Source organism: Kitasatospora sp. NPDC058184 (assembly GCF_042883725.1).
GTDB lineage: Bacteria > Actinomycetota > Actinomycetes > Streptomycetales > Streptomycetaceae > Kitasatospora.
The window spans coordinates 40149-65810 of record NZ_JBHVVE010000009.1 but is presented as its reverse complement, the minus strand read 5'-3'; the positions used below and the strand labels follow the sequence as shown (position 1 = coordinate 65810).

Sequence of the window (25662 nt, the reverse complement as noted above, 5' to 3'; positions counted from 1 at the left end):
GTCGTGAACAAGCCAGGTGGGGGACGATGGTGGACATGTGGGAGGTGCTGGAGCCGGCCGTCGCCCGGGTCTGGCCGAAGGTGCCCGACAGCCTGTCCGAGGCCGAGCGCGAGCGTCTGGAGGCGGAGGTCCTGGTGGCGCTGCGCGCCCTGGAGAGCGCGCGCGGCGGTGCGCCGTCAGCCGGGACCGAAGGGGCCGACGGGGCCGATCCCGTCGAGGAGGCCGCCCAGGCGGTGGCCGCCGCCTTCGAGGCCTACCCGCCGCTGGGCGACCTCCTCGTCGCCGCGTTCGACGCGCTCGTCGAAGGCCAGGAGCGTTTCGGCCCGGACGCGCCCCCGCCCTCCTGGGGCACGGCGCTGCGCTCGCTGCTCGTCCCCGTCCTCTACGCCACCGACCGCGCACCGGCCGGCGGGAGCGGCACCAGCGCGGCCTACGGCGGCGACCGCGGCCAACTGTCGTACGGGGAAGCCGTGGTGAACGTCCCCGACGACCACCGCATCGGCGCCGTCGAGAAGCCCCGCTGGTGGCGGCTGCGGTTCCGCACCAACCCGGCCCGGGACACCCAGCTCGGCGACGTCAGCCCGCTCAGCGCCGCCGGGTTCGCCGAGCGCGCCCATGGCCACCACCTCCCCGGGGACGGCGAAACCCCCCGATCGGCACTGGTGTTCGTCCACGGCTACAACGTCTCCTTCGCGGACGCCGCCGTCCGCACCGCCCAGATCGCCTACGACCTGAACTTCACCGGCCTCCCCATGCTGTACAGCTGGCCGTCCAAGGCCTCCGTCACCGACTACGCGGCCGACGGCAACGCCGCCCGCCGGGCCGTCCCGTACTTCCAGGAGTTCCTGCGGCACGTGCTGACGGACACCGGCGTCGACGAACTGCACGTCGTCGCCCACAGCATGGGCAACCGGGTGGTCGTCGACGCGCTGGCCGACCTGGACACCACCGCGCTCCCCGAGGGCGCGGGCCGGCTCGGGCAGGTCGTCTTCACCGCGCCCGACGTCGACGCCGAGGTGTTCCGCCAGCTCGTGCCCCGGATCGTCAACCAGGCGCGCGGCTGCACCCTCTACGTCTCCGCCAACGACCGCGCGCTCGCCGCCTCCCGCCTCCTCGCCGAACACCCCCGGGCGGGCCAGGCCGGCCCGGGCGTGGTGGTCGCGCCCGGCCTGGACACCGTCGACGTCTCCGAGCTCGACACCGGCCTGACGGGCCACTCCTACCCGGGCGACCACCGGTCCGTCCTCTCCGACCTGTACGGGCTGCTGCGCCACGGCCACCGGCCGTCCCAGCGCTACGGGCTGGCCCGGGTCCCGCACCCGGACGGCGCGTACTGGGCCTTCCAGCCGTAACGATCCTCGCAGCACGACTTCCCCCTCTCCGACGAGCGAGCACACAGGGCATGGCGACGACGAACCCCGCACCGCGAACGACCCACTTCCTGGACAGCTACCCCTTCCGGTGGACCGACCCCGGTGCCGTCGAACTCCGCGACCTGCTCGCCTCCGTCCACTTCCGGGTCAACCCGGTGCTGGAGCTGGCCCAGCAGGCGGGCATCGCCCCGGCCGAGGTCAACTGGGACCAGCCGATGTCCCTCGTCTGGTTCGACCTCATCACCGTCGCCCGGAAACAGGAGAAGCTCCGACCGCTGCTCGACCGGATCGCCGCGGGCCCCGACCAGGCGCTCGCCGCCCGCGTCCGCGAACTGCTCGCCGCCCGGCCGGTGCTCCCCGCCCCCGAACCGGAGCTCCCGGCGAGCACCTGGGCCGCCTTCCGGGACCCGGACGAGCAGGAACGCCAGATCTTCCGCGCCTCCGGGTTCCAGGACGTCGCGTTCCTGCGCCGCGGCGCCGAACTCGCCACCGCCGTCTGCCGCCTGCTGGTCACCCACGCCGACGGCCAGGCCTGCTACGGCACCGCCTTCCGGATCGGGCCCGACCTCCTGCTGACCAACCACCACGTCCTGTACTCCGACGACCGGCCCGCCGAGGCGGTCGAGGCCTGGTTCGGCTACGAGCAGGACCTCGACGGGCGGGAGCTCAGGTACCGCACCGTCCGCTGCGACCCCGCCACCGCCGTCGGCCGGCCCGAGGGCGACTGGGCCGTGGTCCGCGCCGCCGAGCCCCTGCCCGAGGACGCCCTGGTGGTGCCGATCCCCGACCGGGCCACCGTCGCCGAGGGCGACCGGGTCTGCATCATCCAGCACCCGCACGGCCTGGTGAAGAAGCTCGCCGCCCGGCACAACGTCGTCCGGCACGTGGACGAGCAGGTCGTGCAGTACTGGACGGACACCGAGTACGGCTCCTCCGGCGCCCCCGTCTTCGACGAGCGCTGGCGGCTGGTCGCCCTGCACCGGGGCCACGTCCGCATCGGGCAGCGGCTCAGTGCCTCGGAGTTCCGCAACGAGGGCCTCCGGATCGAGCGGGTGGCCGAGGGCCTGGCCGCCGCCGGGGTGAGGTGAGCCGGTGGCACTGCTGGACCTGCGCGCGTTCCCGAACGAGGACCCCAGAGCCGGGGAACTGCTCAGGGCCCTCATGTACACGTACGGCCTCCCGCAGCCGGCCCGGCAGGTCGTCGCCCGCGCCGGCATCGCCGAGGCCGAGATCGCCTGGCAGGGGGCGATGCTCGACGTCTGGCCGGACATCGTCGAGAAGGCCGCGGCGACCGGACGGCTGCGCAGGCTCGTCGAGGTCGTCGCCGAGGACCCGAACTCCCGGGCCGCCTCACCGGTGTTCGCGTACCTGCTCGCCGAGCAGCGCACCTCGCAACCCGCCGAACAGACCACCGACCCGTTCGGCCACGGGCTGATCAACGACCGGCAGCGCGCCTTCTTCGACCGGACATCCCTCCGCTCCCGGCTGCGGGAGATGGTCCTCGACCGCGGCCACCGCGTGCTCACCGTCGAAGGCGGTCCGCGGACCGGCCGGACCTTCACCTGGTTCCTCATCCACCACGTGCTCGCGAGCCAGGGGATCCACCCGTGCCGGATCCGGATGAGCGAGTACACCGAGCCGGTCCGGGTGGCCGAACTCACCGGATTCCTCAACGACGAGTTCCGGGAGTGGAGCGTGCAGATCGACCACCACTCCTCCGAGGACCAGCAGGCCGACCGGCTGGTCAGCCAGCTCAGGGGCCGGATGCGGGAGGAGCGGCGGTCCGTCCCGGCGCAGCCCCGGCACTGGCTCGTCTTCGACGACTCGGAGTCCGTCCGCTTCACCGAACCCGCCCTGCGCGCCGTCGTCCGGCTGGTGCAGGCGGTGGTCGAGGAGGAGATGGCGGACCGGCTGCGGATCGTGCTGCTCGCCTACGACGGCTGGCTGCCGCCGGACGTCGAGGGGTACACCGCCCGGGAGCAGCTGGACCCGATCGGCATCGAGGACCTCCACGACTTCTTCCGGACGGTCGCGGCGGAAGCCGGCCGCCCGATCGACGCCGACACCGCCCGCGGCCTCGCCGCCAAGGTGCTGAGCGAGACCGGCCACGACGGCTGCCTCCCCGACGGCCCGCTCCCCCTGACCACCGCGATCCAGCACACGGCCGCCGGCCTCGGCCGAAGCCTCTACCAGGGATGTTGACGACGGTGACCGAGACCCTCGCCCCGATGCCCGACGCCGTCTACCGTGAACGGACCGTCCTGCTGGGCGCGTTCACCGCCGAGAGCCTGGCGGCCACCACCCCGGGCGCGGACGCGGCCGAACCCGGCGCGCTCCTGCGGGACTTCCTCACCCAGGACTGCGAACGGGTCACCACCCGGGACGGCCGCCGCTGGCGGCTCGCCCCCGAGGTCCGCAGCCACACCATCGAGACCCTGGGCCGTCCGGAACGCCTGCTGGCCACCCTCACCGCCGCCCCGCGTACGGAGGGCGACGCCGCACGCGACTGGGCCGAACGGTTCCTCGCCGCGCGGAACCCGCCGCTGGAGGCACAGGACTTCGACGAGCTGTACGCGGCCCTCACCGTGGTCGGCTGGTTCCGCGACGCCCCCCGCGCCCGGGCCGCCCTCGCCGACCACGGACTCGACCTGCCGTCCGCCGACGAGGTGCAGCACCACCTCAAGCGGGCCCGGCTGCTGCAACCGCTCCAGGCCCTCGCCGACGAGAGCTTCACCGGACGGGAGGACGAACTCGGCACGCTGACCGACTACGTCGACGCCAGGAACGGCTACTCCCCCTGGCTCCTGGTGCACGGGCCGGGCGGCGTCGGCAAGTCCACCCTGCTGTCGCGCTTCCTCCTGGACCGCGCCGGAGCGGAGTCGGTCGCCCATGTCTACCTGACCTTCGAGCGACCCGAGCTGGCGCCGGAACGCCCGCTCACCGTCCTGGCCGAAGCCGTCCGCCAGGTCGCCCTGCTGGCACCGGCCATGCGCGAGCCGGCCGACGCCCTGGAGCACTCCCTCCGCCGCACCGTCGCCGCCGACCTCCGGTCGGAGCGGGACCGCAGCTCCTCCTCCGGGCGCCGGACCTCACGCCGCCACGACACCGACGTACTGCTCCACCGGGTCGGCACCTTCCTGGCGGCCTTCGGGACCGACCACGGCGGCCGGGCGCCGCTGCTCGTCCTCGACACCTTCGAGCGGGTGCAGCGGCGCGGCCAGTACGCCCAGCGCCGCCTGCTACAGGCCCTGGACGACCTGCGGTGGAGCTGCCCGAACCTGCGCGTCATCGCCGCCGGCCGCGCACCCGTCGACGACCCCCGCTTCCGCTCCCTCCCGCTGGAAGGCTTCGACCCGCCGACGGCCCGCCGCTACCTGCGCCGCCAGGTCGCCGAACTCGCCGGGCGCACCGACGAGGAACTCGACTTGGTCACCGACACCGTCGGCCGGAGCCCGCTCAACCTCAAGCTGGCCGCCGCCCTGCTCCGCCGCGAGGCCGACGCCCTGCGGGACCCGGCGCTGCACGACCAGCTCCGGCGGAAACTGGAGGCCGAGACCGTCCAGGGCGTGCTGTACCGGCGCATCCTCGACCACCTGGAGGACCCGGACCTGCGCCGCATCGCCAGCCCCGGCCTGATCGTCCGGAAGGTCACACCGGAGGTCATCCGCCACGTCCTGGCCGAACCGTGCGGGCTCGGCGCCGTGGACGAGGATCGCGCGTGGGGCCTGTTCCACCGCTTCCGGGACGAGGTCTCCCTCGTCGAGGAGGTGCCGGGGCAGGACGCGGTCCTCCACCGGGCCGACGTGCGCGCCGTCATGCTGCCACTGCTCCGCCGCGACCACGCCGAGGTCGTGGAGCTGATCCACCGCCGGGCGGCCGCCCACTACGAGGACGCCGGCGACCGGGTCGAGGAGCTGTACCACCGGCTCGCCCTGGGCGAGCCGACCGCCACCCTGGACGCCCGGTGGGAGGAGGAGGCGGGCCGGCTCCTGGAGCCGGCCAACGACGAGCTGCCGCCCTGTTCGCAGGTGTACCTCGCCGAGCGGATGGGGAACATCGTCTCCGCGGAGCTCCGGGCGCAGGCCGACGACGAGACGTGGGCCCGGCAGGCAAGGCGCGCCGGAGACCAGTTCCTCCTGGACGACCGCCCGGAGGACGTGCTGACACTCCTCGGAGAGCGCCCTCACATCCGGATCGTCGGTCTGCGCATCTCGGCCCTCGCCACCCTGCAGCGTTGGGACGAGGTGGATGCCCTGGCCGACGACGTTCTCACCACCGAGCCCGACCCGACCACCGCGACGGGCATGTTCATGGCCCGCGCCCAAAGCGCCAGGAGTCAAGGAGACTTCGCCTCGGCCCACGAGCTGCTCAACCGGGCCCTCCTCGCGGCCGAGGCCATCGAGGACAGGGTGATCACTCTCGGAATCATGTCGGCACTCCTGCGCCTGCACCGGGACAGCGGGTCGCTCGACTCACCCGACGCCCGAAAGCTCCGCGCCCGTACACTCGCGCTCGTCAGTGATCTGGACCAGCGCGATGTCACCCAGAACCCCGAGATCATCCGACTCATCGCCGCCGAACTCGGCGACGGTGCGCCCGAGTTGGTCTCCTATACCACCCAGCATTCCGGCCTCGACCTCTCCGACGGAGGTGATGCCGCCCTGCTCGATTCCCTCACCCCGGAGGAGCTGCGCGACTTCACCAGGGCCACCGGCGTCAGCGTTCCACTGCCCGCGACCGACACCGACCCCTCAGGCCCCGCCCCCACCAGCGTGGACTTCGGCGACGCCGTCAACACCTACCTCGGCGCAGGAGGCAAGCACGCCGAGGCCCTGAACAACGCCGTGGTGGAGAACCTCCGGCACGAGGTGGACTTCGCCGCCCCCTCCGCCCCCGCCCGCGACACCACCCACGACGCCGTCGTCCTCCTCCCCGGCCACATGGGCAGTTCGCTCCTCGACACCGAGACCGGCCGCCACGTCTGGGGCGACCTCAGACCCACCACCCTCCTCCGGCTGAGCCTCACCGACGACTCCTCGCTGCGCGTCACCCCCGACGAGCGGGCGGGCCGGACCGGCCGCCTGCGCCCCGACGGCCTGCTGCGCGCCCCGGCCTGGCTCTCGGCGCTCGGCGGCCTGGAGACCTACCAGCCCCTGCTGGACGCCCTGCACGCCACCGTCCTCCACGAGGACGCCGTCCTGCCGTTCCCCTACGACTGGCGGCTCTCCGCCGAGGTGAACGCGCGTCTGCTGGCCGAGGCCGCCCACCGCCACCTGGCGGCCTGGCGCGCGAGCCCGCACCGCCGTCGGGCGGGGGTGCCCGACGAGGAACCCCGGCTGGTCTTCGTCGCCCACTCCACCGGCGGACTCGTCGCCCGGGCGGCGCTGGCGGCCGATTCCCGGCTGGCGGCGCTCACCCGCGACCTGGTCACCATCGCCACGCCCTTCCACGGCACCCCCGCGGTCGCCGAGATGCTGGGCGGCCGCCGCCGGTTTCTCCCGCGCCCGCTGTCCGGGCTGGCCGCCTCCCTGCCGGGGGTGTACGACCTGCTGCCGACCTTCCGCTGCGTCGAGACCGACGACGCGCTGCGCCGGCTGGACCTCGACGACGTCCGCCGCCTCGGCGGCGATCCGGAGCTCGCCGCCGCCGCCATGGCGGCGCGGGCGGCGGAGTCCCGCGCGGCCTTCCTCCCCCGCACCCGCGCCGTGGTCGGCATCGGCCAACCGACCGTGCAGGGCCTGCGGTTGGCCGGGGAAGGCCTCGAACCGGTGCTGACGGCACCGCGCGCCCACGACGACGGCCGCCCGTACCGGAGCGAGTCCGGTGAGGCCGTCCGCTGGGACCGCGGCGGGGACGGCCTCGTCCCGCGCGACGCCGCCGCGCCCTCCGTCTCGAACGCCGTGCTGTTCGTGTCCGGCCGGCACGGCACCCTCTGCTCCGATCCGCACGTCCTGGAACTCGTCCGGTCCGTCCTGACCGACCGGCGGCCGGCCGCCGTGCGGCCCCGCCCGGTCAGCCACGCCCTCCAGCGCCCGGGCCTCGGCCTGTCCCTTCCCGAGACGACCGTCCCGGGCCAGCCCTGGCCGCTCATGGTGCACGGCGCGTCACCGGACGACGCCGCCTGCCGCATCACCGACGAGGCCACCGGGGCGACCGTCGCCACACCCCGGCTGCTCCTCAGCGACGTGACCCTGGTCGCCGCCGTCACCCTCCCCCGCCCGGGCCTCTACCGGGTCACCGTCACCTCCGGCCCCGACCGCGTCAGCGACCTCCTCCTCACCACCGGCCCCGACTGACCCCACCACCGGACAGGCGGCCGGAGCCCGCAGCTCCAGCCGCCCGCTCCGCCGTTCCGCCTCCGACGGACGTCAGCCCGTCGAGGGGCGGCGGTCGGAGCGCAGGCGCTCGGCGCCGTCCGAGCCGGGGTCCTGGAGCGTGTCGTCGGTGCCCATGACCTCGGGCACGGCGACCAGGAGCTCGTAGAGGAAGTCGTGGAAGCCCTCCGGCGTCGGCGCCGTGTGGGTCAGCGGGTAGACCCCGAACTGCAGGTAGTGCAGGGTCTTGCGCATCATCTGGGCCGGCGAGCAGACCGAGACGAGCGTGCCGAACCCGCCGTCCCTGAAGTACGAGGCGGCGACGAAGCACTCGTCGGCGGAGCCGTAGACGCCGGCCTCGCCCTTGTACCGCTCGTTGAGGTCGTCGCCGCGCACGGCCGGGGCCGGCACGCCGAGCTTCTCCAGGAACTCCCCGCCGGCCCGGCTGAGGCTGTTCTCGTCCTCCACCCCGAGGTGCCGGTGGCGACTGCCCGGCACGTAGACCTCCACCGGCCGCCCGGCCTCCAGGTAGCCCCGGTAGAGCTCGTGGCCGCGCCGCAGCCGGGCCTCGAACTCCTCGCCCGGCACGGCCCGGTCGGCCAGCGGGTGCTGGGCCGCCACCTCGATCAGCACGCCCGGCAGGTGGCGCCGTGCCCGCATGAAGGCCTGGGCCGTGGAGAGCCGCTCGCGCCACCGCCCCGCTGTAGCAGGGGACAGGGCCGCCGTGTCACGTAAGTCCATCGCAGACCGCCTCACGATATCGTCCTCACTTCGCCGCGCTCCTCGACGATGGCCCAGGTCCGGTCGAAGTGCTTCCAGCAGGCGTCGATCAGACCGAAGTCCCGGGTCCCGCGCAGTTCCAGGGACGGGGTCTCCGGGGCCCGCGCCGGCGGCAGGGTCAGCGTGACCCATCCCCAGGTCCGGTCGCAGAGAATCATCGTGGACCGCAGGTGCGTGGTGAAGAACCCGATCTCGATCGATCCGGCGGCCGTGCTGCGCGCCCCGGCCTCGCGCACGATCGACCGCAGCCGGGCCTCCACCTCGCGCACCTCGGCCGCGATCGGCGAGCGCTGGTCCCACAGCGACTCGGACTCGTCGACGTCGGCGAGGAACTGCCCGTCGGGCGTCGGCACCAGGACGCGGATCCGGGAGCCGGCCGCGAGCGCCTTCGTCAGGTAGGGCGTCTGGATCTCGATCAGCCGCTTTCCGCTGGTGGACATGATCCCGATCGACGAGGCCTTCCCGAGGTTCTCGCTCAGGGCGTTGCCGGCCTGCCCGTCCACGCTGATCCGGGCCACACCGATCTGCGTCCCCGGGGCCACCAGGTTCTGCCATTCGGCGGAGAAGGTGTGCGCGATCGAATTGCCCTTGACCCAGCCGGGCTGGGGAGTGTGCCGGACCGCCAGCCGCAGCGCCCTGGTGACGTCGTTGCGCAGGTCGGCGACGGTGCGCCAGGACCTCCAGAGCCGCTCGCGCCGCACCTTCTCGCGGAAGACGGCCAGCCGCTGCGCGTCCTCCGGCGTCGGCTGCCAGCTGTCGGTGTGCAGTTCGACGGGGTCGGCGTGGACGAACACCAGGATGGGCTTGTCCAGCGAGCGGGCGTGGTCGTACTCCCGTTCCGTGAAGCTGACGGTCCCCGCGCCGACGTCCCCGTACCGCGCTCCGAGGATGAGGACGAGGTAGTCGCAGTCGTTGATCACCCGCTCGACGACCTCCCAGGCGCCCTCCGCCCGCGCGTCGAACAGTTCCATGCCGGAGGGGATGTACCCCTCCTTGACCAGCTCGTCGATGACGGCCTCGCGGTGCTGCTTCAGGTCCAGGCTGGTCGAGCTCACGAACACCTGGTAGCGGCGCTCGTCAGGGGCGGTGCCGGCCGGCGGCGCGGTGCCCGACGACGCCGGGGCGCCGGGGTGGGCGTCGGACTCCGCCGGCCCGTAGTAGTTGAAGTTGTTCGTCACCGAGCTGCGCGGGCCGATGGCGTTGCCGGCGACGTCGGCCCCGGCACCGACCCCGCCGCCCCGCACCTCCACGTGCTCGGCCGGCCGCTCGGGCTCTCCCGGGTCCTGCGGCCTGCGCCGCCGGAAGCGCGACCCCGGCATCAGCCGGCCACCTCGCCGCCCTCGCCCAGCGCGTTCCCGGCGACATCGCCCCCCGCGGCCACCGCTCCCTCGCCCTCGGCCGACACGGCCCGCCCCGGCCCGGACACCCCGCGCGGGGTCGGCAGCGCCCCCGTGACCCTGCTGTCGGCGCCGATCGCGTTGCCCGTCACGCTCCCCCCGGCGGCGACGGCACCGCGTCCGCCGGCCCGGACGGCGCCGCCGTCGTCCTGCCCGCCGCGACGCAGCGCGTACACCGAGGCGACGAGCCCGGCGAGTCCGACGACCGCCCCGACGACGGCGCTGGCCCGCTCGGCCCCGGCGGCGTCCCCGAGCACCGCCCACAGCGCGAGCGCGACCGCAACACCCGTACAGGCCGAGGCCGTTGACCAAAACAGCAGGCGCATGTGCGATGCCCTCCATCACAGCGACAACCCGGTGAGACCGTAGTACCCGGCCCCCGCTCGCACCACGCTCCGGAAGAGCCCCGAACCGGGTCGCGCATCCGGCGACGGATACCGCCGCGCCGTCGGGACCGGCTCCCGGTGCGCCGGGTGGCCCGTACGGGGTGCCCGGAAAGGAGGGTGCGCCGGGCGGCCGGGATCGGCGCGCCCGGCGTCTTCACACCATTCGGTCCGCCCCGCTCGCCGACGACTGGTACACCCAGTGGAAGGACACCACGGCCGATCCCGACGCGCCGGTGAAAGAGACACGACCGAAACTGACCTGGTGTTCGGACCAGGACGTCCTCTGGCGGGGGTCCATCCGGACCCCCGAGATCATCCTCGCCGACGGGCTGCGACCACAGGGGGAGAAGACATCCGAGGACCAGCGCCAGTACAACTGGGTAAGCCCGAACGGCTCGGCCTGACGGCACTCCGTGGACACCGCGCTGCCCGGGGGACCACGTTCGACGGTCCCCCGGGCAGCGCGGTGTCAGCGGCCCGTAAAGTTAGCTTAGGCACACCTAATATCGAGGGCGCTTCGCCCTCGGCGCGGACAGCGGCGGTACGGACCTCACATCCCGACGCGCGCGGCCCGCTCCGGTGCGCCTGCCGGAGAGCTGCGAGAACGGGAGTGGAGATGCTGGGTGGCGGTCGGGACGCCAGACGTCCGCACGGGGAGCTGGTCGCGGACGTGCTGGCGGTGCTCTGGGCGGCCGGGGAGCCGCTGACCGCCCAGCAGGTCAAGGAGACCCTGAACCAGGGGCTGGCCCGCACCACCGTGGCGACGATCCTCACCCGCCTGCACGAGAAGGGCACCCTGGTCCGCTCCCGCCCCGGGCGGTCCTTCGCCTACGCCCCGGTGGAGGACGCCGCCGGACTGGCCGCCGGGCGGATGCGCCGGGAGCTGGAGAAGGAGCCCCAGCGCGACCTGGTGCTGAAGCGGTTCGTCTCCTCGCTGTCCGAGGACGACGAGGACGTCCTGCGCCGCCTGCTCCTCGACACCCGCCCCGAGGCCGAGGCCACTGCTGGAGCCGCCGCCGAACCCGAGGACCGCGCATGAGCCTGGTCCTGGTGCTCGTCGCCCTGGCGCTGCTGGTCCCCTGGGCCGCGGTGCCGGCGGCCCGCCGCCTGGCCGTCCTGCTGCCGCCGCGCGAGGCCTCGTTCACCCTCGCCGGCGCGGCCGTCCTGCTGGCGGGCGGCACCGCCGCGGCCCTCGTCGGCCTGTTCCACGTCCCGTTCCTGGCGGGCCTGGAGCACCTGCCGCTGTCGCGCGTCCTCGCCCGGTGGCCCGCCGTGGTGCCGGTGTCCGGCGCCGCCGGGGCGCTGCTTGCCGTCCAGGCCGTACGGCTGGGGCGGCGGTGGCGGAGGCAGCGCGCGCTGCTGGCCCGCGCCTGGGAGCTGACCGGCGGCGCGACCAGCGACGGCGACCTGCTCGTGGTGGCGGGCGAGGAGGCGGAGGCCTTCGCCCTGCCCGCCCACCGGGGGCGTCCCGGCCGGGTCGTCGTCTCGGCCGGCATGCTCCGCGCGCTGGGGCCGACGGAGCGGGCGGTGCTGCTCGCCCACGAGCGCGCCCACCTGCGCGGGCGCCACCACCTGCTCTCGGCCGCGGCGGACCTCGCCGCCGCCGTCCACCCGGCGCTGGGCCGGCTGCGGGCCGACCTCGACTTCCACCTGGAGCGGTGGGCCGACGAGCAGGCCGCCCGCGCGGTCGCCGACCGGCGTACCGCCGCGACGGCCATCGCCCGGGCGGCCCTGGCCGGGTCGCCGTCCGTCCGCCACGCCACGGGCCCGCTGCTGTCGGTGAGCTCCGGTCCGGTGCCCCAGCGCGTCCAGGCGCTCCTGGGCCCCGCGCCCGCCCGGCCGACCGGGCAGCGGGCGCGGGCCGCCGTCGCCCTGCTCGCGGCCGTCGCGGTCGCGGCCCTGCTCGGCGTGGGCCTGGCCTACGGGCTGCACGAGTACGTCGAGTACGCGGCCCGGGCCCTGCTGGCGCACGGCGCCGTTTGACGACATCGATGTAGACCAACTGTTCGGGCCCGGGTATGGTGAGCCTCGGCTTGCGCGCGCGGGCCGTGCCGCCGTCGTCCGTCGACGGTCAGCCGTCCGTCGGGGACCGTGTCCACCCGGTCCCGGGGCCCGGCGCTCCCGTGCGGATGCCACCCCTGTGGCCCCCGGCCCGAGAACACGGCGGCCTTCCCGGACGATTGGACCTGCTGTGTACGACGGGAGGACGGGGTCGACGAGCCCCTTCGAACAGACCGTCTACCTCCTGTCGACGGCCGGCCGGGCGGCCGACCGCCTGCTGGCCGACCGCCTCGACTCGCGCGGGATGGGCCGCGCCCACCAGACGCTGCTGTCCGCGCTCGCCCAGCTGGGGCCGCACGGGCGCCACGACCTCGTCGAGCGCGCCGCCGTGACCGGGACCGACGCCGACCAGGCGCTGGACGACCTGCTGTCGGCGGGCCTGGTGCACTCCATGGTCGTCCACATCGGCGGACGGCAGGAAGTGCTGACGATCACCCCGGCCGGACAGGCGGCGCTGGACGTGCTGCACGAGGACGCCTCCGCCGTCCAGGAGGACCTGCTCGCCCCGTTGACGAAGGGCCAGCGCGCCGAGCTCAACTCCCTGCTGCGGCGGGTGTGCGCGGCGGCCGGCCGCGGCGCGGGACGCCGTACGCCCGCGCGGCCGGGCCCCCGCTGGGTGCTGACCGGCGGACAGCGCCGGAGGTGGGTCGTCGAGCAGGACGCCGCCGCCGGTGCGGCCGCGCGCCCGGACAGGGCCGCGCCCGGCCGGTGAGCACGGCGCCGCGACCGGCGGGGCTCCCGTAGCCGGTGCGGCGCCGGGTCAGCGCACGCTGCCCGCGGGCTGTTTGGTCACGGACGGTGCGGACAACGGCCCCCCGAGCGGCAGGACGTGGTCGGCGCGGCCGGTGACCAGGGGACGGTCGTGGCTGACCAGGACGACCGCCAGGCCCCGGCCGGTGCGCAGGCCGTCGAGGAGGTCCATGAGCGCGGCGGCGGTGTCGGTGTCGAGGGCGGAGGTGACCTCGTCGCAGAGCAGCACGTCGGGTTCGGCGGCCAGGGCGCGGGCCAGCGAGACCCGCTGGCGCTGCCCGCCGGAGAGCTCGTGGGGGTGGCGGGCCGCGTAGTGCGCGGGCAACCCGACGGCGTCGAGCAGTTCGGCGACGCGCTCCTCGCACCGGGCGGCGGGCAGGGCGAAGTGCAGCTTCAGCGGCCGGGTGAGGGTGGCGCCGACGGTGCGGGCGGGGTTGAGGGCGCCGAGGGGGTTCTGCGGGACGAGCTGGATGCGGCGGCGCTGGTCGCGAGTGCGGCGCCGGTAGGAGGCGGCCAGCGGCTGGTCGTGGAGCGTGAGGGTGCCGGTGTCGGGCGTGTGGAGTCCGGCGAGGGTGCGGACCAGGGTGGTCTTGCCGCAGCCTGACGGGCCGACAATTCCGGTGAGGGTGCCCGGGGTCAGGTCGAGGTCGACGTCCGCGAGGACGGTGCGCCGGGTGCGGCCGCTGCCCGTGTGGGCGCCGAGTGCCCGCACGCTCAGCACGGGGCCGCCGCCCTCGGCAGGCCGGGGCCCGCTCTCGGCCACCACCGTCGCCGGGCGGGCCGGCGCGGCCAGCGCGGACGGCGCGGACGGCGGGGCCTGCGCGGGCCACAGGGCGAGGGCGTCGTCGGCGCAGCGGGCGACGAAGTCGGGGTCGTGGCTGGTGAAGGCGATGGCGATGCCGTCGCGCTCGGCGATGGAGCGCAGCAGCTCGGCGATGTCGTCGCGCAGGGCGGCGTCGAGGCCCGCGGTGGGTTCGTCGAGCAGGAGGATCTCCGGCCGCCGGGCGAGGGCCCGGGCGAGGGCGACCCGGCGCTGCTGGCCGCCGGACAGCCCCGCGGTGCGGCGGTGTTCGAGGCGCTCGTCGGCGGGCAGCCGGACGGTGCGCAGCAGTTCGGGTACGGAGGTGCGGCGGCGGTCGGCGGCGGTCTCGGTGACGAGGCGCTCGACGCGCATCCGCGGGTTGAGGCCGGAGCCCGGGTCCTGGCCGACGAAGGCGAGCCGGTGGCGGCGGAGGCGGCGCAGTTCCTCGGGCGGCAGGGCGAGGATGTCCTGGCCGAGGACGTCGACGCCGCCGGCGCTGACGCGGGCGCCGGGCGGGAGGGCGCCGACGAGGGCGCGCAGCAGGGTGGTCTTGCCGGCGCCGGAGGGGCCGGTGATGGCGTGGACCCGGCCCGGGACGAGGGCGAGGTCGGCGTCGGTGAGCAGGGGCGTGTCCCCGAGCATGACGGTCAGGCCGGTGGCGCGGGCGGCGGGGTCGGGGGCGCTCACAACGGGGTTGCTCACAGCGGGGGTGCTCACAGCGGGGTCTCCGGGGTGGGCCGGGCGGGGGCGAGGGCTTCGGCGGCGAGGTTGACGCTGATGGCGAGCAGGCCGATGGCCAGGCAGGGCGCGCCGACGGCCCAGGGGTTGAGGGTGATGCCCGCCGCGTTCTCGCGGATCATCAGCGCCCAGTCGGCCTCGGGTGGTTGGGGGCCGAGCTGGAGGAACGCGGCGACGGAGACGATGTAGACGCCTTCGACGAAGCGCAGGCCGAACAGCGCCAGCAGGGTGGAGCGCAGGTTGGGCAGGACCTCGCGGAGCATCAGGTGCCCCAGCCGTTCGCCGCCCGCGGCCGCCGCCTCGATGTAGCCGGTGGCGGCGATGGGGGCGGCCGCGGCGGCGACGATGCGCACCGCGTACGGGATGCCCAGGAGGACGGCGGCGGCCGCGACGGCCAGGCGTCCCCCGGCGGGCCAGGCCAGGGCGATGAGCATGATGGCGAGGACGGAGGGCAGGAGGATCGTCAGGTCGGCGAGGCGTTCGATCCACCGGCCCAGCCGGGGCCGCAGGGCGGCGAGGATGCCGAGGGCGGTGGCGGCGGCGGTGACGACGAGGGCGATGGCCAGGGCGGTGGCGATCAGGGGCGCGCCGCCGGTCAGCAGGCGGCTGAGGACGTCGCGGCCGAGCTGGTCGCCGCCGAGCGGCGCGTCGGCGCCGGCCCCGGCGTACGGGAAGGTGACCGGGGTGTCGATCGGGTGGGGCGCCAGGAGCGGCCCCACGAGGGCGAGGAGGACGAGGAGCAGCGCGGGGACGGCGCGGACGAGGGCGCGCGCCGTGCGCCGGGTGGCGGGCGCGGGGGCCGCTGCTGTCGGGGCGTCGGCGGTCATCGGCGCTCCTCTCCGAGGGCGGTGGTGCGGACGAGGTCGGCCAGCAGCAGGAGCAGGCTGATGGCGGCGCCGGCCGCGGCCACGACGCCGGCGATGAGCGGGGTGTCGCGGTCGGTGATGGCTCCGGCCAGGACGGCGCCGATGCCGGGGTAGTTGAAGAGGGTCTCGACGACGACGGTGCCGCCCAGCAGCATGCCGGCGGAGGTGGCGATACCGACGGCGATGGCGGGCAGCGCGCCGGGGAGTATGTGGTGGCCGAGGACGCGCCGGCGCGGCAGGCCGTCGAGGACGGCGGCCTGGACGTGCGGCAGCGCGGCCTGGTCGGCGAGGGCGCCGCGCACGATGCGGGTGTTCCAGCCGATCTGGGGGACGGCCAGGGAGAGCAGTGGCAGGACGAGCATGGTCCAGGATTCGGGGGCGCCGTCGGGGCCGGTGAGGGTGACGGCGGGCAGCCAGCCGGTCCACTGGGAGAGCAGGAGCAGCAGGGCGACGGAGACGACGAACTCCGGCAGGGCGAAGGCGGCGGTGGAGAGCGCGTCGACGGCGCGGTCGGTGCGCCCGCCGGGGCGCAGCGCGGCCCAACTCCCCAGGGCGAGGGCGCCGATGGTGCTCAGGGCGAGGGCCAGGGTGCCGAGCAGCAGGGTGTTGGGGAAGGGGCCGGCGAGGACGTCGGTGACGTGCTGGCCGCGCGCGGTGGTGCCGAGGTCGCCGGTGGGCAGGCCGGTCATCCAGTCCCAGAAGCGTTCCGCGACCGGGCGGTCGAGTCCGAGGGCGGTGCGGCGGGCGGCGAGGTCGGCGGCGGTGACGCCGCGGTCGGAGGTCGCGCCGGCGGCGTCGCCGGGGAGGAGCTCGACGGCGGCGAAGACGCCGGCGAGCAGGACGACGAGCATGGCCAGGCGCCGGGCGGCCTGCCGGGCGACCCGGCCCGCACCGGGGAGGATGCGGGCCGGGACGCTGTGCGGCTGAAGGGTGGTCAACGGGACAGCCAGGTCTTCTCGAGCTGGACGCGGCCGTAGCCGGGGAGCTTGGGCAGGTCGCGCACGGCGGCACCGGCGAGGTCGATGCCGTCGGCCATGCCCCACAGCAGGTAGCCGGACCTGGCGAACTCGATCTCCTGGAGCTGGTGCAGCAGCGTGCCGCGCGCGGCGGCGTCGGCGGTGCCCATGGCGGTGCGGTAGGCCTCGTCGAAGGCGGGGTCCTTGAAGCCGGACTCGTTCTGGCCGGCGTCGGAGAGCATCGTCTTGGCGGCGAAGAAGACGACCGAGTCGTTGGTGCCCCAGTACGTCGTGTAGAGCGTGCCCTTGAGCCAGGTGGCGTCCCAGAACACCTTGGAGTCCTGCTTGACGACGTTGATCTTCACGCCGGCCTCGCGGACCTGGGTGGCGAACAGGGTCGCGGACTCGGCCAGGCCGGAGATGTCCTCGGTGGTGATGAGGTCGTAGGTCCGGGAGGTGTCGAATCCGGCGTCCGCGAGGAGCTGCTTGGCCTTGGCGAGGTCGCGGGTGCGCTGGGGGATGTCCTTGGCGAGGGCGGGGTCGCCGGTGCCGAGGATGTCGTTGGCGACGCTGCCGTAGCCGGAGAGGACCTGCTTGACCATCGCGTCGCGGTCGACCGCCAGCTTCAGCGCCTCGCGCACCCGGGGGTCGGCGAAGGGGCCGTCGGCGGTGCGCATGACGATCGGCATCGCCATGTCGTTGGGGCGGCGCAGGATCTGAACGTCCTTGCGGGCCTCGGCGGTGCGGGCGGCGACGGCGCCGACGTTGGAGGCGACGTCGATCTGCCCGGCGAGCAGGGCGTTCGCCATGGCCTGGGGGCTCTCGAAGAGGCGGACCTCGACGGCGTCGAGGAGGACCTTGCCGCCGTACCAGTGGTCGTTGCGCACCAGGCGGGCGTTGCCGTCGCGGTACCAGTCGAGCTTGAACGGGCCGGTGCCGGGGGCTCCGGCGATCGCGTCGTCCTTGGTGTCCTTCTTGAGGACGAAGGTGGTGAGGCGGGTCTGCAGCGGCAGGTCCGCGTTGGGGTAGTCGGAGACCAGGACGACGGTCTTCGGGTCCTCGGCCCTGATGCCCTCGGGCTGGATGCCGGGCAGGCGGCTCTTTCCGGCCGGGGTGTCGCGCAGGCGCCGCAACGACCAGATGACGTCGTCGGCGGTGACGGGGGTGCCGTCGTGGAAGACGGCGCCGTCGGCGATCGTGAAGCGCCAGGTCGTCAGGTCCTCCGACGGCTTCCAGGAGGCGGCCAGGCGCGGGACGGTGTTGGCGGTGTCCCCGGGTATCGCGAGGGTGTCGTAGAGCAGGCTGATGATCAGGTAGTCGCTCTCGTTGGCCTGGGTGCCGTGCGGGTCACGGGTGATCGCCGAGGCCTTGCCGAGGGCGCCGACCTTCAGCGTTCCCCCGGCGCGGGGCTGCGCGGACGCCGTACCGGCCGGTGCGGCGTCCTTGGATCCGCCCGTGCCGCTGCCGCAGGCTGCCAGCGCACCGGCCGCCCCGATACCGGCACCGGCCCACAGCAACTGTCGTCGGGTGACGCGCACGTTCGTTCCTCGATTCGGATTGCGCTCGATTTGCTTAGGCTTACCTACCCTAAGTTCGAGGCCGCCCGCAAGCCGCCCGGCGGAGCGCACCCTCGTTCCGGCCGTGCGCCCCTCGCTCCCAAAACGCCGCGTGAGCAGCAGAATTGACCCTGAGCGGCCTGTGCGCCGCCGCCGGAAGCCGAGACTACGTAAATGTAGACATCCGATTTGGGTAAGGCTTGCCTTACTTCGAAGTCGTTGTTACGTTCATGTCGTCCGGCCGTTCGAGCCGCCCCGGACCCACGCCCCACGCGCTGCTCCCGCCCGTCCCACACCGGTGCGGTGATGCCGCGTGCTCGCACACCTCTCCCGTCCCGCCCCCGGAAGGTCCCGCCGTGCCCACCTGCCCTGCCCCGGTACGCCGCCTCGACACCGCCACCGCCACGGAACTGACCGACACCGCCGCCGAGTTGCTGGCCCGCCACGGCTCCGCCACCAGCCCCGACCTGCTGGCCGACCTGCCCGCGACCCGCACCCGGCTCAGCGCGGAACTCCGGCACGCGCTGCGCCCGGTGGACACCGCCGACGGCCTGTTCGTGCTGCGCGGCCTGCGCCCCGACGACACCGAACTCGGCCCCACCCCCGGCCACTGGTCGACCGTCGGCGACGCCGGCGCGCTGTGGGACGTGACGCTGCTGCTGGTCTCCGCCCTGATGGGCACCCCGATCGCCTGGGACGGCCAGCAGGACGGCCGGTTCGTGCACAACATCGTGCCCTCGCCCGGCCGCGAGAGCGAGCAGACCGGCGCCTCCAGCTCCGTCCTGCTCACCCCGCACACCGAGGACGCCTTCCACCCCGGCCGCGCCCACCTGCTGCTGCTCTGCTGCATGCGCAACCACGACCGGATCGCCACCACCGCGGCCGGCGTACGGCTGACCGCGCTCGCCCAGGCCGACCTGGACCAGCTGAAGCGGCCCGTCGCGCCGATCCTGCCCGACGACGCCTACGAGCAGGCCCAGCAGTTCCCCGGACGGCCCGCCCCGGTGCCCACCCTCTTCGACTCCCCCGACGGCCTGACCATGCGCTACGACCCCGCCTACACCCCGCTGGAGGGGACGGACGAGGCCTGGCGCGGCGCCTACGAGCGCCTGGGCGAAGAGCTGGCCCGGGTGTCCGTCGCGGTGAGCCTGGAGCCGGGCGACGTCCTGGTCGTCGACAACGACCTCGTCGTCCACGGCCGCGTCCCCTTCCGGGCCCGCTACGACGGCACCGACCGCTGGCTCAAGCGCGCCTCCGTCCGGGTCCAGGACCGCCCCACCCGCCCGCTCGCCGAGCACGACGAGCACGGCTACGGCCAGGCCGCCCTCACCGCCTGGGCCTCCTGACCGCCCGCTCTCCCCCCTGCTTTCCAGACGCCGCCTCACCGAACCGAAAGGGCACCCGCGTGGACCGGGACGACACCACCCTGCGCGTACTCTCCACCAGCGACCTCGCCGGCCTGGACATCACCCTGGCCGACGTCGTCGACACCGTCGAACAGGCCTACCGCACCCTGGCCGCCGGCCGGTCCGACAACCCCCGCAAGCTCACCGTCCAGCCCGCCGACGGCCACTCCGTCTCCTACGCCATGCTCGGCCGCGACGGGGTGCGCAACGTCGTCGCGTTCAAGACCTCGTACAAGCACGGCCTGGACAAGGGCCGCGACGAGCAGCACTACTACACGACGCTGACCGTCTACGACGACGTCACCGGCCTGCCGGTCGCCATGATGGACTGCTCCCGCATCGGCTCGCTGCGCACCCCGGCCGTCTCCGCCCTGCTGGCCCGCGAGTGCGCCTCCCCCGACGCCGCCACCGCGCTGGTGATCGGCACCGGCACCCAGGGCCGCCTCGCGCTGCCGTTCCTGCTCACCACGCTGCCCGGGCTGAAGCGCCTGCTGCTCTCCGGCACCCACCCCGACGGCATCGCCGCCGTCCGCCAGGAGCTGGAGCGCCACTTCCCCAGCCGCGAGCTGGAGTTGGTCACCGACCTCGAAGCGGCCGCCCGGGACGCGGACGTCATCGTCGCCACCGCCGGCGGCCACACCCCCGCCGCCGTCGAGGCCGACTGGCTGAAGCCCGGCGCGACCGCGATCCTCGTCGGCCACGGCCTCGCCCCGTCCACGCTGCACCGCGCGGACCGGGTGATCGCCACCAGCGAGGCCCAGATGCGCGTCACCGGCACCGACATGGCCGACGCCGACGGCACCCTGCCCGCCGTCGACCTGGAACTGCCCGCCGCCGTCTCCGGCGCCTCCAACGCCCGTACCGCACCCGACCAGCGGATCTTCGCCTACAACAGCGGCCTGGTCGTCACCGACATCGCGCTCGGCCACCGCTTCGCCCAACTCGCCGCCGACCAGGGCCTGGGCACCGAGGTGGACCTGTGGCGCTGACCCTGCCCGCCCACCCCGACCCACTCGCCGAGCGCCTCCACGCGAGCGGCCTGCTCCACGAACTCGCCCACGGCCTCGGCGGAGGGTTCCACTACCTGCTGCCCGAGCGCTTCGACGCCAACCTCGCCGCGTTCCGCGCCGTCCTCGCCGACACCGGCGTGGACGGGCGGGTCTACTACGCCAAGAAGGCCAACAAGGCCGCCGCGTTCGTCGAACGCTGCGCCGCCACCGGGGCCGGGGTCGACGTCGCCTCGCTCGGCGAACTGCGCGAGGCGCTCGGCCACGGCGTGCGCGGCGAGGACCTCGTCGTCACCGGCCCCGCCAAGTCCGAGGCCCTGCTGCGCATCGCGGCCCTCCAGGGCGCGCTGATCGCCGTCGACGCCCTCGACGAACTGGAGCGCGTCCTGCACCTGGACGTCCCCCGGCCCGTCCGCCTCCTGCTGCGCCGTCACCCGCCCGCCCAGCCCCGCAGCCGCTTCGGCCTCGACGACGACCAGCTGGACGCCGCGCTGTCGCGCTGCGCCGCGGCCGGTGGGCGGGTCCGGATGGAGGGCTTCAGCTTCCACCTGTCCGGCTACGAGGTGCGGCCGCGCACCGACCTCGCGGGCGAACTCGTCGACCTGTGCCTCAAGGCCCGGACGATGGGCCTGCCGGCGGACCGGATCAGCATCGGCGGCGGCTTCGCCGTCGACTACGTGCCCGCCGACGCCTGGGAGCTGTTCCTCGCCGAGCAGGAGCCCGGGCACTACCACGGCGGCCGGACGTTCACCACGGGCGACTTCTACCCCTACCACTCCCCCGTCGCCGGGGCCGACGCGCTGCGCTCGATCCTCACCGGCCGCCCGGGCGGCCAGGGGCCAGACCTGGCCGAGCGGCTGCGGGAGGCCGGCGTGACGCTGCTGCTGGAACCCGGACGCGCGCTGCTCGACCGGGCCGGCTCCTCCGTCTTCGTCGTCCAGGGCGTCAAGGACCGGGCCGGATACGGCATCGTCACCGTCGACGGCACCAGCCTGAGCCTGTCCGAGCAGTGGTTCAACAGCGAGTACCTGCCCGAGCCCGTACTCCTTCCCCGCTCTCCCGGCCAGCCGGCCGAGGAGTACCGGGCGTGCGTCGGCGGCGCCAGCTGCCTCGACTCCGACCTCCTGACCTGGCGCAAGATCCCCTTCCCCGCCCGGCCCCGGGTCGGCGACCTCCTCGTCTACCCCAACACCGCCGGCTACCAGATGGACTCCAACGAGTCCCCCTTCCACGACCTCCCCCTGCCGGCCAAGGTCGTCGTCCAGCACGAGGACGGCCGACCGCGCTGGCGCCTCGACCGCCGCCCCGCCCTCTGATCCCACTGATCCGACGCCGCCCACCGCGCTCACCAGGAAGCCCCCCGCCATGACCGACGCCCTGCACCGCCCCCCGGTGGTCACCCGGATCTCCGACCTCATCGGCTACACCCCGCTGTTCGAACTCGCCCGCGCCGACAACGGCGCCCGCCTGTTCCTCAAACTGGAGATGTTCAACCCCACCGGCAGCGCCAAGATCCGCATGGCCCGGCAGATGGTCCTCGACGCCGAGGAGCGCGGACAGCTGCGCGAGGGCGGCCACATCATCGAGTCCACCTCCGGCAACACCGGCCTCGGGCTGGCCGTGGTCGCCGCCGAACGCGGCTACCGCTTCACCGCCGTCGTCGACAACCACGCCGCCGCCGACAAGCTGCGCGGCATGAAGGCCATGGGCACCGAGCTGGTGTACGTCGACGCGGACACCGACGGCGAGGAGCTGCACACCGCCGCCCGCGAGGAGCTCGCCGAGGAGATGGCCCGCGGCAAGGACAACACCTTCTTCACCGAGCAGCACAACAACCCCAGCAACGCGGTCGGTTACCACGCGGTCGGCCGGGAGATCGCCCAGGCCCTGGACAACCGGGTCGACGTGCTGGTCGGCGCCGTCGGCACCGGCGGCGGGCTGTGCGGCACCGCCCGCGAGCTCAAGGCGTACGTGCCGGACGTGACGGTCGTCGGCGTCGAGCCGAAGGGCTCCATCGCCTTCGGCCCGCCCGCCCACGACTACTACCAGTCCGGCACCGGCACCCCCGAGGGCGCCACCATCGGCCTGCTCGTCGACTACGACCTCATCGACGAGGGCGTCAAGGTCGGCGACATCGAGGCCTTCGCCACCGCCCGCGTCGTCGCCCGCCGCACCGGGCTGCTCATCGGCGGCTCCGCCGGCGGCGTCGTCCACGACGCCCTGGCCCGCCTGACGACCCTGCCGCCGGACGCCGTTATGGTCGCGTTCATCAACGACGGCGGGGAGAAGTACCTGGACACCGTCTTCAACGACGACTGGATGACGGCCCGCGACCTCCTCGACGAGGCCGTCGAGACCAACATCGACGAATCCCTCGCCAAACTCCGCAGGCCCTGACACCTCCAGAGACGTGACACCCAGAGACGTGACACCCACCATGCAGCAGCTGACCACCCTGGCGCGCGACAGCCGCGCGCTCGCCGCCCTCGCCGTACCGCTCGCCCTCACCCAGCTCGCCCAGGTCGCCCTCACCACCACCGACACGATCATGATGGGCGTCCTGGGCACCGAGGCCCTCGCGGCCGGCGGCCTCGCCCTGGTGATCTTCAACCAGCTCCGCACCATGGGCGTCGGGCTGGTCACCTCCGTCGGCAACCAGGTGGCGGCCGCGGCGGCCCGGGCCGAACGCGCCGGAACCGCCGAGCCCACTGGAACCGACGCCGACACCGACACCGCCGACCAGGAAGTCCGGGGCCTGGTGCGGGCCGCGATGGCCGTCGCCACCCTCGCCGGACTGGCCGGCGCCGTCCTGATGGTCCTCATCGGCCAGGCCGCCACCTGGCTCGGCCAGGACGCGGAGGTCGCCCACCGCGCCCAGGGCATGCTCGCCGCCCTCGCCCCCGGCCTCGTGCCCTGCCTCTGGTTCCAGGCGATCCGCCAGTTCACCGTCGGCATGCGCCGCCCCCAGGCCCTGCTGCGGATCACCCTCGCCTCCGTCGCCGTCAACGCCGCCCTCAACTGGGCCTTCATCCATGGCACCTGGGGCCTGCCCCGGCTCGGCCTCACCGGCATCGGCGTCGCCACCAGCAGCGTCTACCTGCTGTCCTTCCTCGCCCTCTACGCCTCCGCCCGCCGCGACGACCGGCTGGCGCCGCTGCTGAGCCTGGACTTCTGGCGCGCCGACGCCGCGACCGTCCGCCGCCTGCTCGGCCTCGGCACGCCGATCGCCGCCACCTACGGCTCCGAGGCCGGGTTCTTCTCCGTCACCGCGCTGCTCGCCGGCAGCTTCGGCCCCGCCGCGCTCGCCGCCCACACCGCCGTCAACCAGCTGATCTACATCGTCTTCCAGGTCGCCGTCGGCCTCTCGCACGCCGCGTCCATCAACGTCAGCCGCGAACTCGCCCTCGGCGAGTACGCCGCCGCCCGCCGCATCAAGAACACCGCGCTCGCCTGCGGCGCCGTGGTGATGACGGTCGTCGGCACCCTCTACCTCGCGCTCCCGGACCTCGTCCTGCGCCCCTACTTCGACCCGAACGCGCCCACCGACCAGCAGGGCCTGGAGATCGCCACCGGCCTGCTCGTCGTCGTCGCCGTCCTGCAGTTCTTCGACTGCGCCCAGAACATCGGCGTCGGCCTGCTGCGCGGCCTCGACGACACCAGGAGCGGCTTCCGCATCACCCTCGTCGGCTACTGGGCCGTCGGCCTGCCCGCCTCCTGGCTCCTCGCCTACCCCCTCGGCGGCGAGACCCGCGGCCTCTGGTTCGGCCTGCTGATCGGCCTCGCCACCACCGCGGTCCTCCTCCTCCGCCGCTACGGCCGCGCCCTCACCGCCAGGGCCGCCGCAGCACCCGACGCCGTCGCCGCCGGTGCCTGACAGCCCGTCGGCGGTGCCGGAGGGCGGGCGCCACCCCGCCCGCCCTCCGGCGCACCACCCTGCTCCGCATCCACCCACCACCACGTGAGACTCCCCCATGCACGCTGCCTCGCTCGCCGCCACCGCCACCCCGTACGTCCTGCCCCCGCTGTGGCGCGTCCTGACCAAGGCCGGCTACTTCCTCGGCCTCAGCGCGGCCATCGGCACCACCGTCACCTACGCCACCACCGTCCGCCCCGCCCTGCGCGGCGCGGACCCCGACGACTCCAGGGTCCTGCGCGCCAGGGCCGCGACCTACCTGGCCGTGTCCGGCGTGGTCCTCCTGGTCGCCGGCTACTTCCAGCTCGCCGCCCGCCTCGCCCGCGCCGGCAAGGGCATGCCCTTCGGTGACGCCCTCGCCCCCGGCAGGCTCTGGGACTACCTCCAGGCGCCGGCCGCCAAGGGCGCCTGGATCGCCCAGGGCACCGTCTACCTCGTCCAGAACGCCGTCCTGGCCGCGACGGCCGTCCTGCTGGCCGCCCTGTTCGTCCCGGCCGTACGCCGCCACGTCGACGCGATAGCGCTCACCGCGCTGCCGGCCGCCCTCGCCGTCACCCTGATCGCCGCCGTCCCGACCAGCACCCCCGCCGGACTCGACCGCTGGCTCGACCTCCTCCTCGACCAGGCGCACATCGTCTCGGGCACCGTCTGGCTCGGCGGCCTCGCCCTGCTCGTCGCCCTCGCCGGCACCCGCGGCCGGCTCGGCACGGGCGCCGGCCTGGTGTGGGCGGACCTGTGGCGCCGCTTCAGCCTGGTCGCCATGGTCTGCGTCGCCGCCGTCACCGTCTCCGGCCTCTGGCTCAGCTGGAAGCACGTCGGCGCGGTCTCCCAGCTGTGGACCACCGGCTACGGCCTCGCCCTGCTCGTCAAGGTCCTCCTCGTCCTCGGCCTCGTCACCGCCGGCGCCTTCAACCAGTTCTGGCTGATGCCCCGCATCGCCCACGCCCGGCGCACCGACGACACCTCCTCCCTGCTCCACCTCACGCTGCGGCACTTCCCGAAGGTCGTGTGGGGAGAGGTCGCCCTCGGCGTCGCCGTCCTGGCGGTCGTCCCGTTCATCACCGGATCGGCGCGCGCCGAGGCCGCGGACGCCAAGGCCGTCTCCTCCGGCACCGTCTTCGCGGCCGGCGCCGCCCTCGTGCTGGCCCTCGGCGTCTCCCTCTACGCCACCGCCAAGGCCTCCGACGCCCTGGCCCGCCGTCAGGGCGCCACCGCCTGACGACGGACGTGGGGCCGCCGCCCCCGGGCGGCGGCCCCCCCGGTGCCGCCCCCGCGGCCGGCGGCACAAACCGCGCCCCCCCACCCCCCGCGGGGGGGGCCGGGCCGGGGCCGGGCGGGGCTTAGCCCCCCCCACACC

General features: G+C 74.6%; 21 protein-coding genes. 14 read left to right on the top strand and 7 right to left on the bottom strand.

All coding sequences use genetic code 11. The features are described 5' to 3' along the window. Positions 1–26 precede the first annotated feature (26 nt). The 4 genes from ACFVXH_RS18805 to ACFVXH_RS18790 are packed head-to-tail and all read left to right on the top strand — an operon-like array spanning position 27 to position 7669. A complete protein-coding gene (locus tag ACFVXH_RS18805; RefSeq protein ID WP_387825075.1) occupies positions 27–1352 on the top strand; it encodes an alpha/beta hydrolase in 1326 nt (441 codons plus the stop codon). Positions 1353–1402: 50 nt separating this feature from the next. Further along, positions 1403–2461, top strand: coding sequence for a trypsin-like peptidase domain-containing protein (locus tag ACFVXH_RS18800; RefSeq protein ID WP_387825072.1), 1059 nt, complete (start codon positions 1403–1405; stop codon positions 2459–2461). Positions 2462–2465: 4 nt separating this feature from the next. Further along, positions 2466–3575, top strand: a complete 1110-nt coding sequence (locus ACFVXH_RS18795) for an effector-associated domain EAD1-containing protein (RefSeq protein WP_387825069.1) — start codon at positions 2466–2468, stop codon at positions 3573–3575. 5 nt (positions 3576–3580) lie between these two features. Further along, on the top strand, positions 3581–7669 hold the full coding sequence (locus ACFVXH_RS18790) for an AAA family ATPase (protein ID WP_387825066.1): 4089 nt from the start codon (positions 3581–3583) through the stop codon (positions 7667–7669). Positions 7670–7741: 72 nt separating this feature from the next. On the opposite strand, the gene ACFVXH_RS18785 is transcribed toward ACFVXH_RS18790, so the two are convergent. Genes ACFVXH_RS18785 through ACFVXH_RS18775 form a run of 3 tightly spaced genes read right to left on the bottom strand, consistent with a single transcriptional unit; the run spans position 7742 to position 10190 of the window. Continuing rightward, positions 7742–8428: a hypothetical protein gene (locus tag ACFVXH_RS18785; protein WP_387825063.1), complete on the bottom strand. Its 687-nt coding sequence runs from the start codon at positions 8426–8428 to the stop codon at positions 7742–7744. An 11-nt stretch (positions 8429–8439) separates the two neighbouring features. Continuing rightward, positions 8440–9786 (bottom strand): DUF4062 domain-containing protein, encoded by a 1347-nt coding sequence (locus tag ACFVXH_RS18780; protein ID WP_375873031.1) that lies wholly within the window; start codon positions 9784–9786, stop codon positions 8440–8442. Continuing rightward, positions 9786–10190 carry a hypothetical protein gene (locus tag ACFVXH_RS18775; protein ID WP_387825060.1) on the bottom strand — a complete coding sequence of 135 codons (405 nt, stop codon included), beginning with the start codon at positions 10188–10190 and terminating at the stop codon, positions 9786–9788. Before ACFVXH_RS18775 ends, ACFVXH_RS18780 begins: the two co-directional genes overlap by 1 nt. 161 nt (positions 10191–10351) lie before the next feature. Here ACFVXH_RS18775 and ACFVXH_RS18770 point away from each other — a divergent pair, with 161 nt between their 5' ends. The 4 genes from ACFVXH_RS18770 (at position 10352) to ACFVXH_RS18755 (ending at position 13023) form a co-directional block, all read left to right on the top strand. After that, on the top strand, positions 10352–10654 hold the full coding sequence (locus ACFVXH_RS18770; RefSeq protein WP_387825057.1) for a hypothetical protein: 303 nt from the start codon (positions 10352–10354) through the stop codon (positions 10652–10654). A 212-nt stretch (positions 10655–10866) separates the two neighbouring features. Further along, positions 10867–11289 carry a BlaI/MecI/CopY family transcriptional regulator gene (locus ACFVXH_RS18765; RefSeq protein WP_380744587.1) on the top strand — a complete coding sequence of 141 codons (423 nt, stop codon included), beginning with the start codon at positions 10867–10869 and terminating at the stop codon, positions 11287–11289. Continuing rightward, positions 11286–12233 carry a M48 family metalloprotease gene (locus tag ACFVXH_RS18760; protein ID WP_387825054.1) on the top strand — a complete coding sequence of 316 codons (948 nt, stop codon included), beginning with the start codon at positions 11286–11288 and terminating at the stop codon, positions 12231–12233. The genes ACFVXH_RS18765 and ACFVXH_RS18760 overlap by 4 nt, the downstream gene beginning before the upstream one ends. A gap of 208 nt (positions 12234–12441) precedes the next feature. Further along, positions 12442–13023, top strand: coding sequence for a MarR family winged helix-turn-helix transcriptional regulator (locus ACFVXH_RS18755; RefSeq protein WP_380782507.1), 582 nt, complete (start codon positions 12442–12444; stop codon positions 13021–13023). Between the two features lie 48 nt (positions 13024–13071). On the opposite strand, the gene ACFVXH_RS18750 is transcribed toward ACFVXH_RS18755, so the two are convergent. Genes ACFVXH_RS18750 through ACFVXH_RS18735 form a run of 4 tightly spaced genes read right to left on the bottom strand, consistent with a single transcriptional unit; the run spans position 13072 to position 17961 of the window. Further along, positions 13072–14565 carry an ABC transporter ATP-binding protein gene (locus ACFVXH_RS18750; RefSeq protein ID WP_380782505.1) on the bottom strand — a complete coding sequence of 498 codons (1494 nt, stop codon included), beginning with the start codon at positions 14563–14565 and terminating at the stop codon, positions 13072–13074. 11 nt (positions 14566–14576) lie between these two features. Further along, positions 14577–15428 (bottom strand): ABC transporter permease subunit, encoded by an 852-nt coding sequence (locus ACFVXH_RS18745; protein ID WP_375873026.1) that lies wholly within the window; start codon positions 15426–15428, stop codon positions 14577–14579. Then, the gene (locus tag ACFVXH_RS18740; protein ID WP_387825049.1) at positions 15425–16405 is read right to left on the bottom strand and encodes an ABC transporter permease; all 981 of its coding nucleotides are present in this window, start codon (positions 16403–16405) and stop codon (positions 15425–15427) included. Before ACFVXH_RS18740 ends, ACFVXH_RS18745 begins: the two co-directional genes overlap by 4 nt. Then, complete coding sequence (locus tag ACFVXH_RS18735) at positions 16402–17961, bottom strand: ABC transporter substrate-binding protein (protein ID WP_387825046.1); 1560 nt, start codon at positions 17959–17961, stop codon at positions 16402–16404. Before ACFVXH_RS18735 ends, ACFVXH_RS18740 begins: the two co-directional genes overlap by 4 nt. Before the next feature lie 374 nt (positions 17962–18335). Here ACFVXH_RS18735 and ACFVXH_RS18730 point away from each other — a divergent pair, with 374 nt between their 5' ends. The 6 genes from ACFVXH_RS18730 (at position 18336) to ACFVXH_RS18705 (ending at position 25524) form a co-directional block, all read left to right on the top strand. Continuing rightward, positions 18336–19325, top strand: coding sequence for a TauD/TfdA family dioxygenase (locus tag ACFVXH_RS18730; protein ID WP_387825044.1), 990 nt, complete (start codon positions 18336–18338; stop codon positions 19323–19325). A 59-nt stretch (positions 19326–19384) separates the two neighbouring features. Further along, positions 19385–20374 carry an ornithine cyclodeaminase family protein gene (locus tag ACFVXH_RS18725; protein ID WP_387825041.1) on the top strand — a complete coding sequence of 330 codons (990 nt, stop codon included), beginning with the start codon at positions 19385–19387 and terminating at the stop codon, positions 20372–20374. Continuing rightward, positions 20365–21708, top strand: a complete 1344-nt coding sequence (locus ACFVXH_RS18720) for a Y4yA family PLP-dependent enzyme (protein ID WP_380744606.1) — start codon at positions 20365–20367, stop codon at positions 21706–21708. The genes ACFVXH_RS18725 and ACFVXH_RS18720 overlap by 10 nt, the downstream gene beginning before the upstream one ends. A 49-nt stretch (positions 21709–21757) precedes the next feature. Beyond that, positions 21758–22789: a cysteine synthase family protein gene (locus ACFVXH_RS18715; protein ID WP_387825038.1), complete on the top strand. Its 1032-nt coding sequence runs from the start codon at positions 21758–21760 to the stop codon at positions 22787–22789. A 40-nt stretch (positions 22790–22829) separates the two neighbouring features. Further along, positions 22830–24266 carry an MATE family efflux transporter gene (locus ACFVXH_RS18710; RefSeq protein ID WP_387825642.1) on the top strand — a complete coding sequence of 479 codons (1437 nt, stop codon included), beginning with the start codon at positions 22830–22832 and terminating at the stop codon, positions 24264–24266. A gap of 97 nt (positions 24267–24363) precedes the next feature. Continuing rightward, positions 24364–25524: a CopD family protein gene (locus tag ACFVXH_RS18705; protein WP_387825035.1), complete on the top strand. Its 1161-nt coding sequence runs from the start codon at positions 24364–24366 to the stop codon at positions 25522–25524. Positions 25525–25662 lie beyond the last annotated feature (138 nt).

Bases quoted from the DNA above. Each gene is read 5' to 3' on its own strand.
- ACFVXH_RS18805 (WP_387825075.1), top strand. From the start codon at position 27: ATGGTGGACATGTGGGAGGTGCTGGAGCCGGCCGTCGCCCGGGTCTGG.
- ACFVXH_RS18800 (WP_387825072.1), top strand. From the start codon at position 1,403: ATGGCGACGACGAACCCCGCACCGCGAACGACCCACTTCCTGGACAGC.
- ACFVXH_RS18785 (WP_387825063.1), bottom strand. From the start codon at position 8,428: ATGGACTTACGTGACACGGCGGCCCTGTCCCCTGCTACAGCGGGGCGG.
- ACFVXH_RS18780 (WP_375873031.1), bottom strand. From the start codon at position 9,786: ATGCCGGGGTCGCGCTTCCGGCGGCGCAGGCCGCAGGACCCGGGAGAG.
- ACFVXH_RS18775 (WP_387825060.1), bottom strand. From the start codon at position 10,190: ATGCGCCTGCTGTTTTGGTCAACGGCCTCGGCCTGTACGGGTGTTGCG.
- ACFVXH_RS18765 (WP_380744587.1), top strand. From the start codon at position 10,867: ATGCTGGGTGGCGGTCGGGACGCCAGACGTCCGCACGGGGAGCTGGTC.
- ACFVXH_RS18760 (WP_387825054.1), top strand. From the start codon at position 11,286: ATGAGCCTGGTCCTGGTGCTCGTCGCCCTGGCGCTGCTGGTCCCCTGG.
- ACFVXH_RS18745 (WP_375873026.1), bottom strand. From the start codon at position 15,428: ATGACCGCCGACGCCCCGACAGCAGCGGCCCCCGCGCCCGCCACCCGG.
- ACFVXH_RS18715 (WP_387825038.1), top strand. From the start codon at position 21,758: ATGACCGACGCCCTGCACCGCCCCCCGGTGGTCACCCGGATCTCCGAC.
- ACFVXH_RS18710 (WP_387825642.1), top strand. From the start codon at position 22,830: ATGCAGCAGCTGACCACCCTGGCGCGCGACAGCCGCGCGCTCGCCGCC.
- ACFVXH_RS18705 (WP_387825035.1), top strand. From the start codon at position 24,364: ATGCACGCTGCCTCGCTCGCCGCCACCGCCACCCCGTACGTCCTGCCC.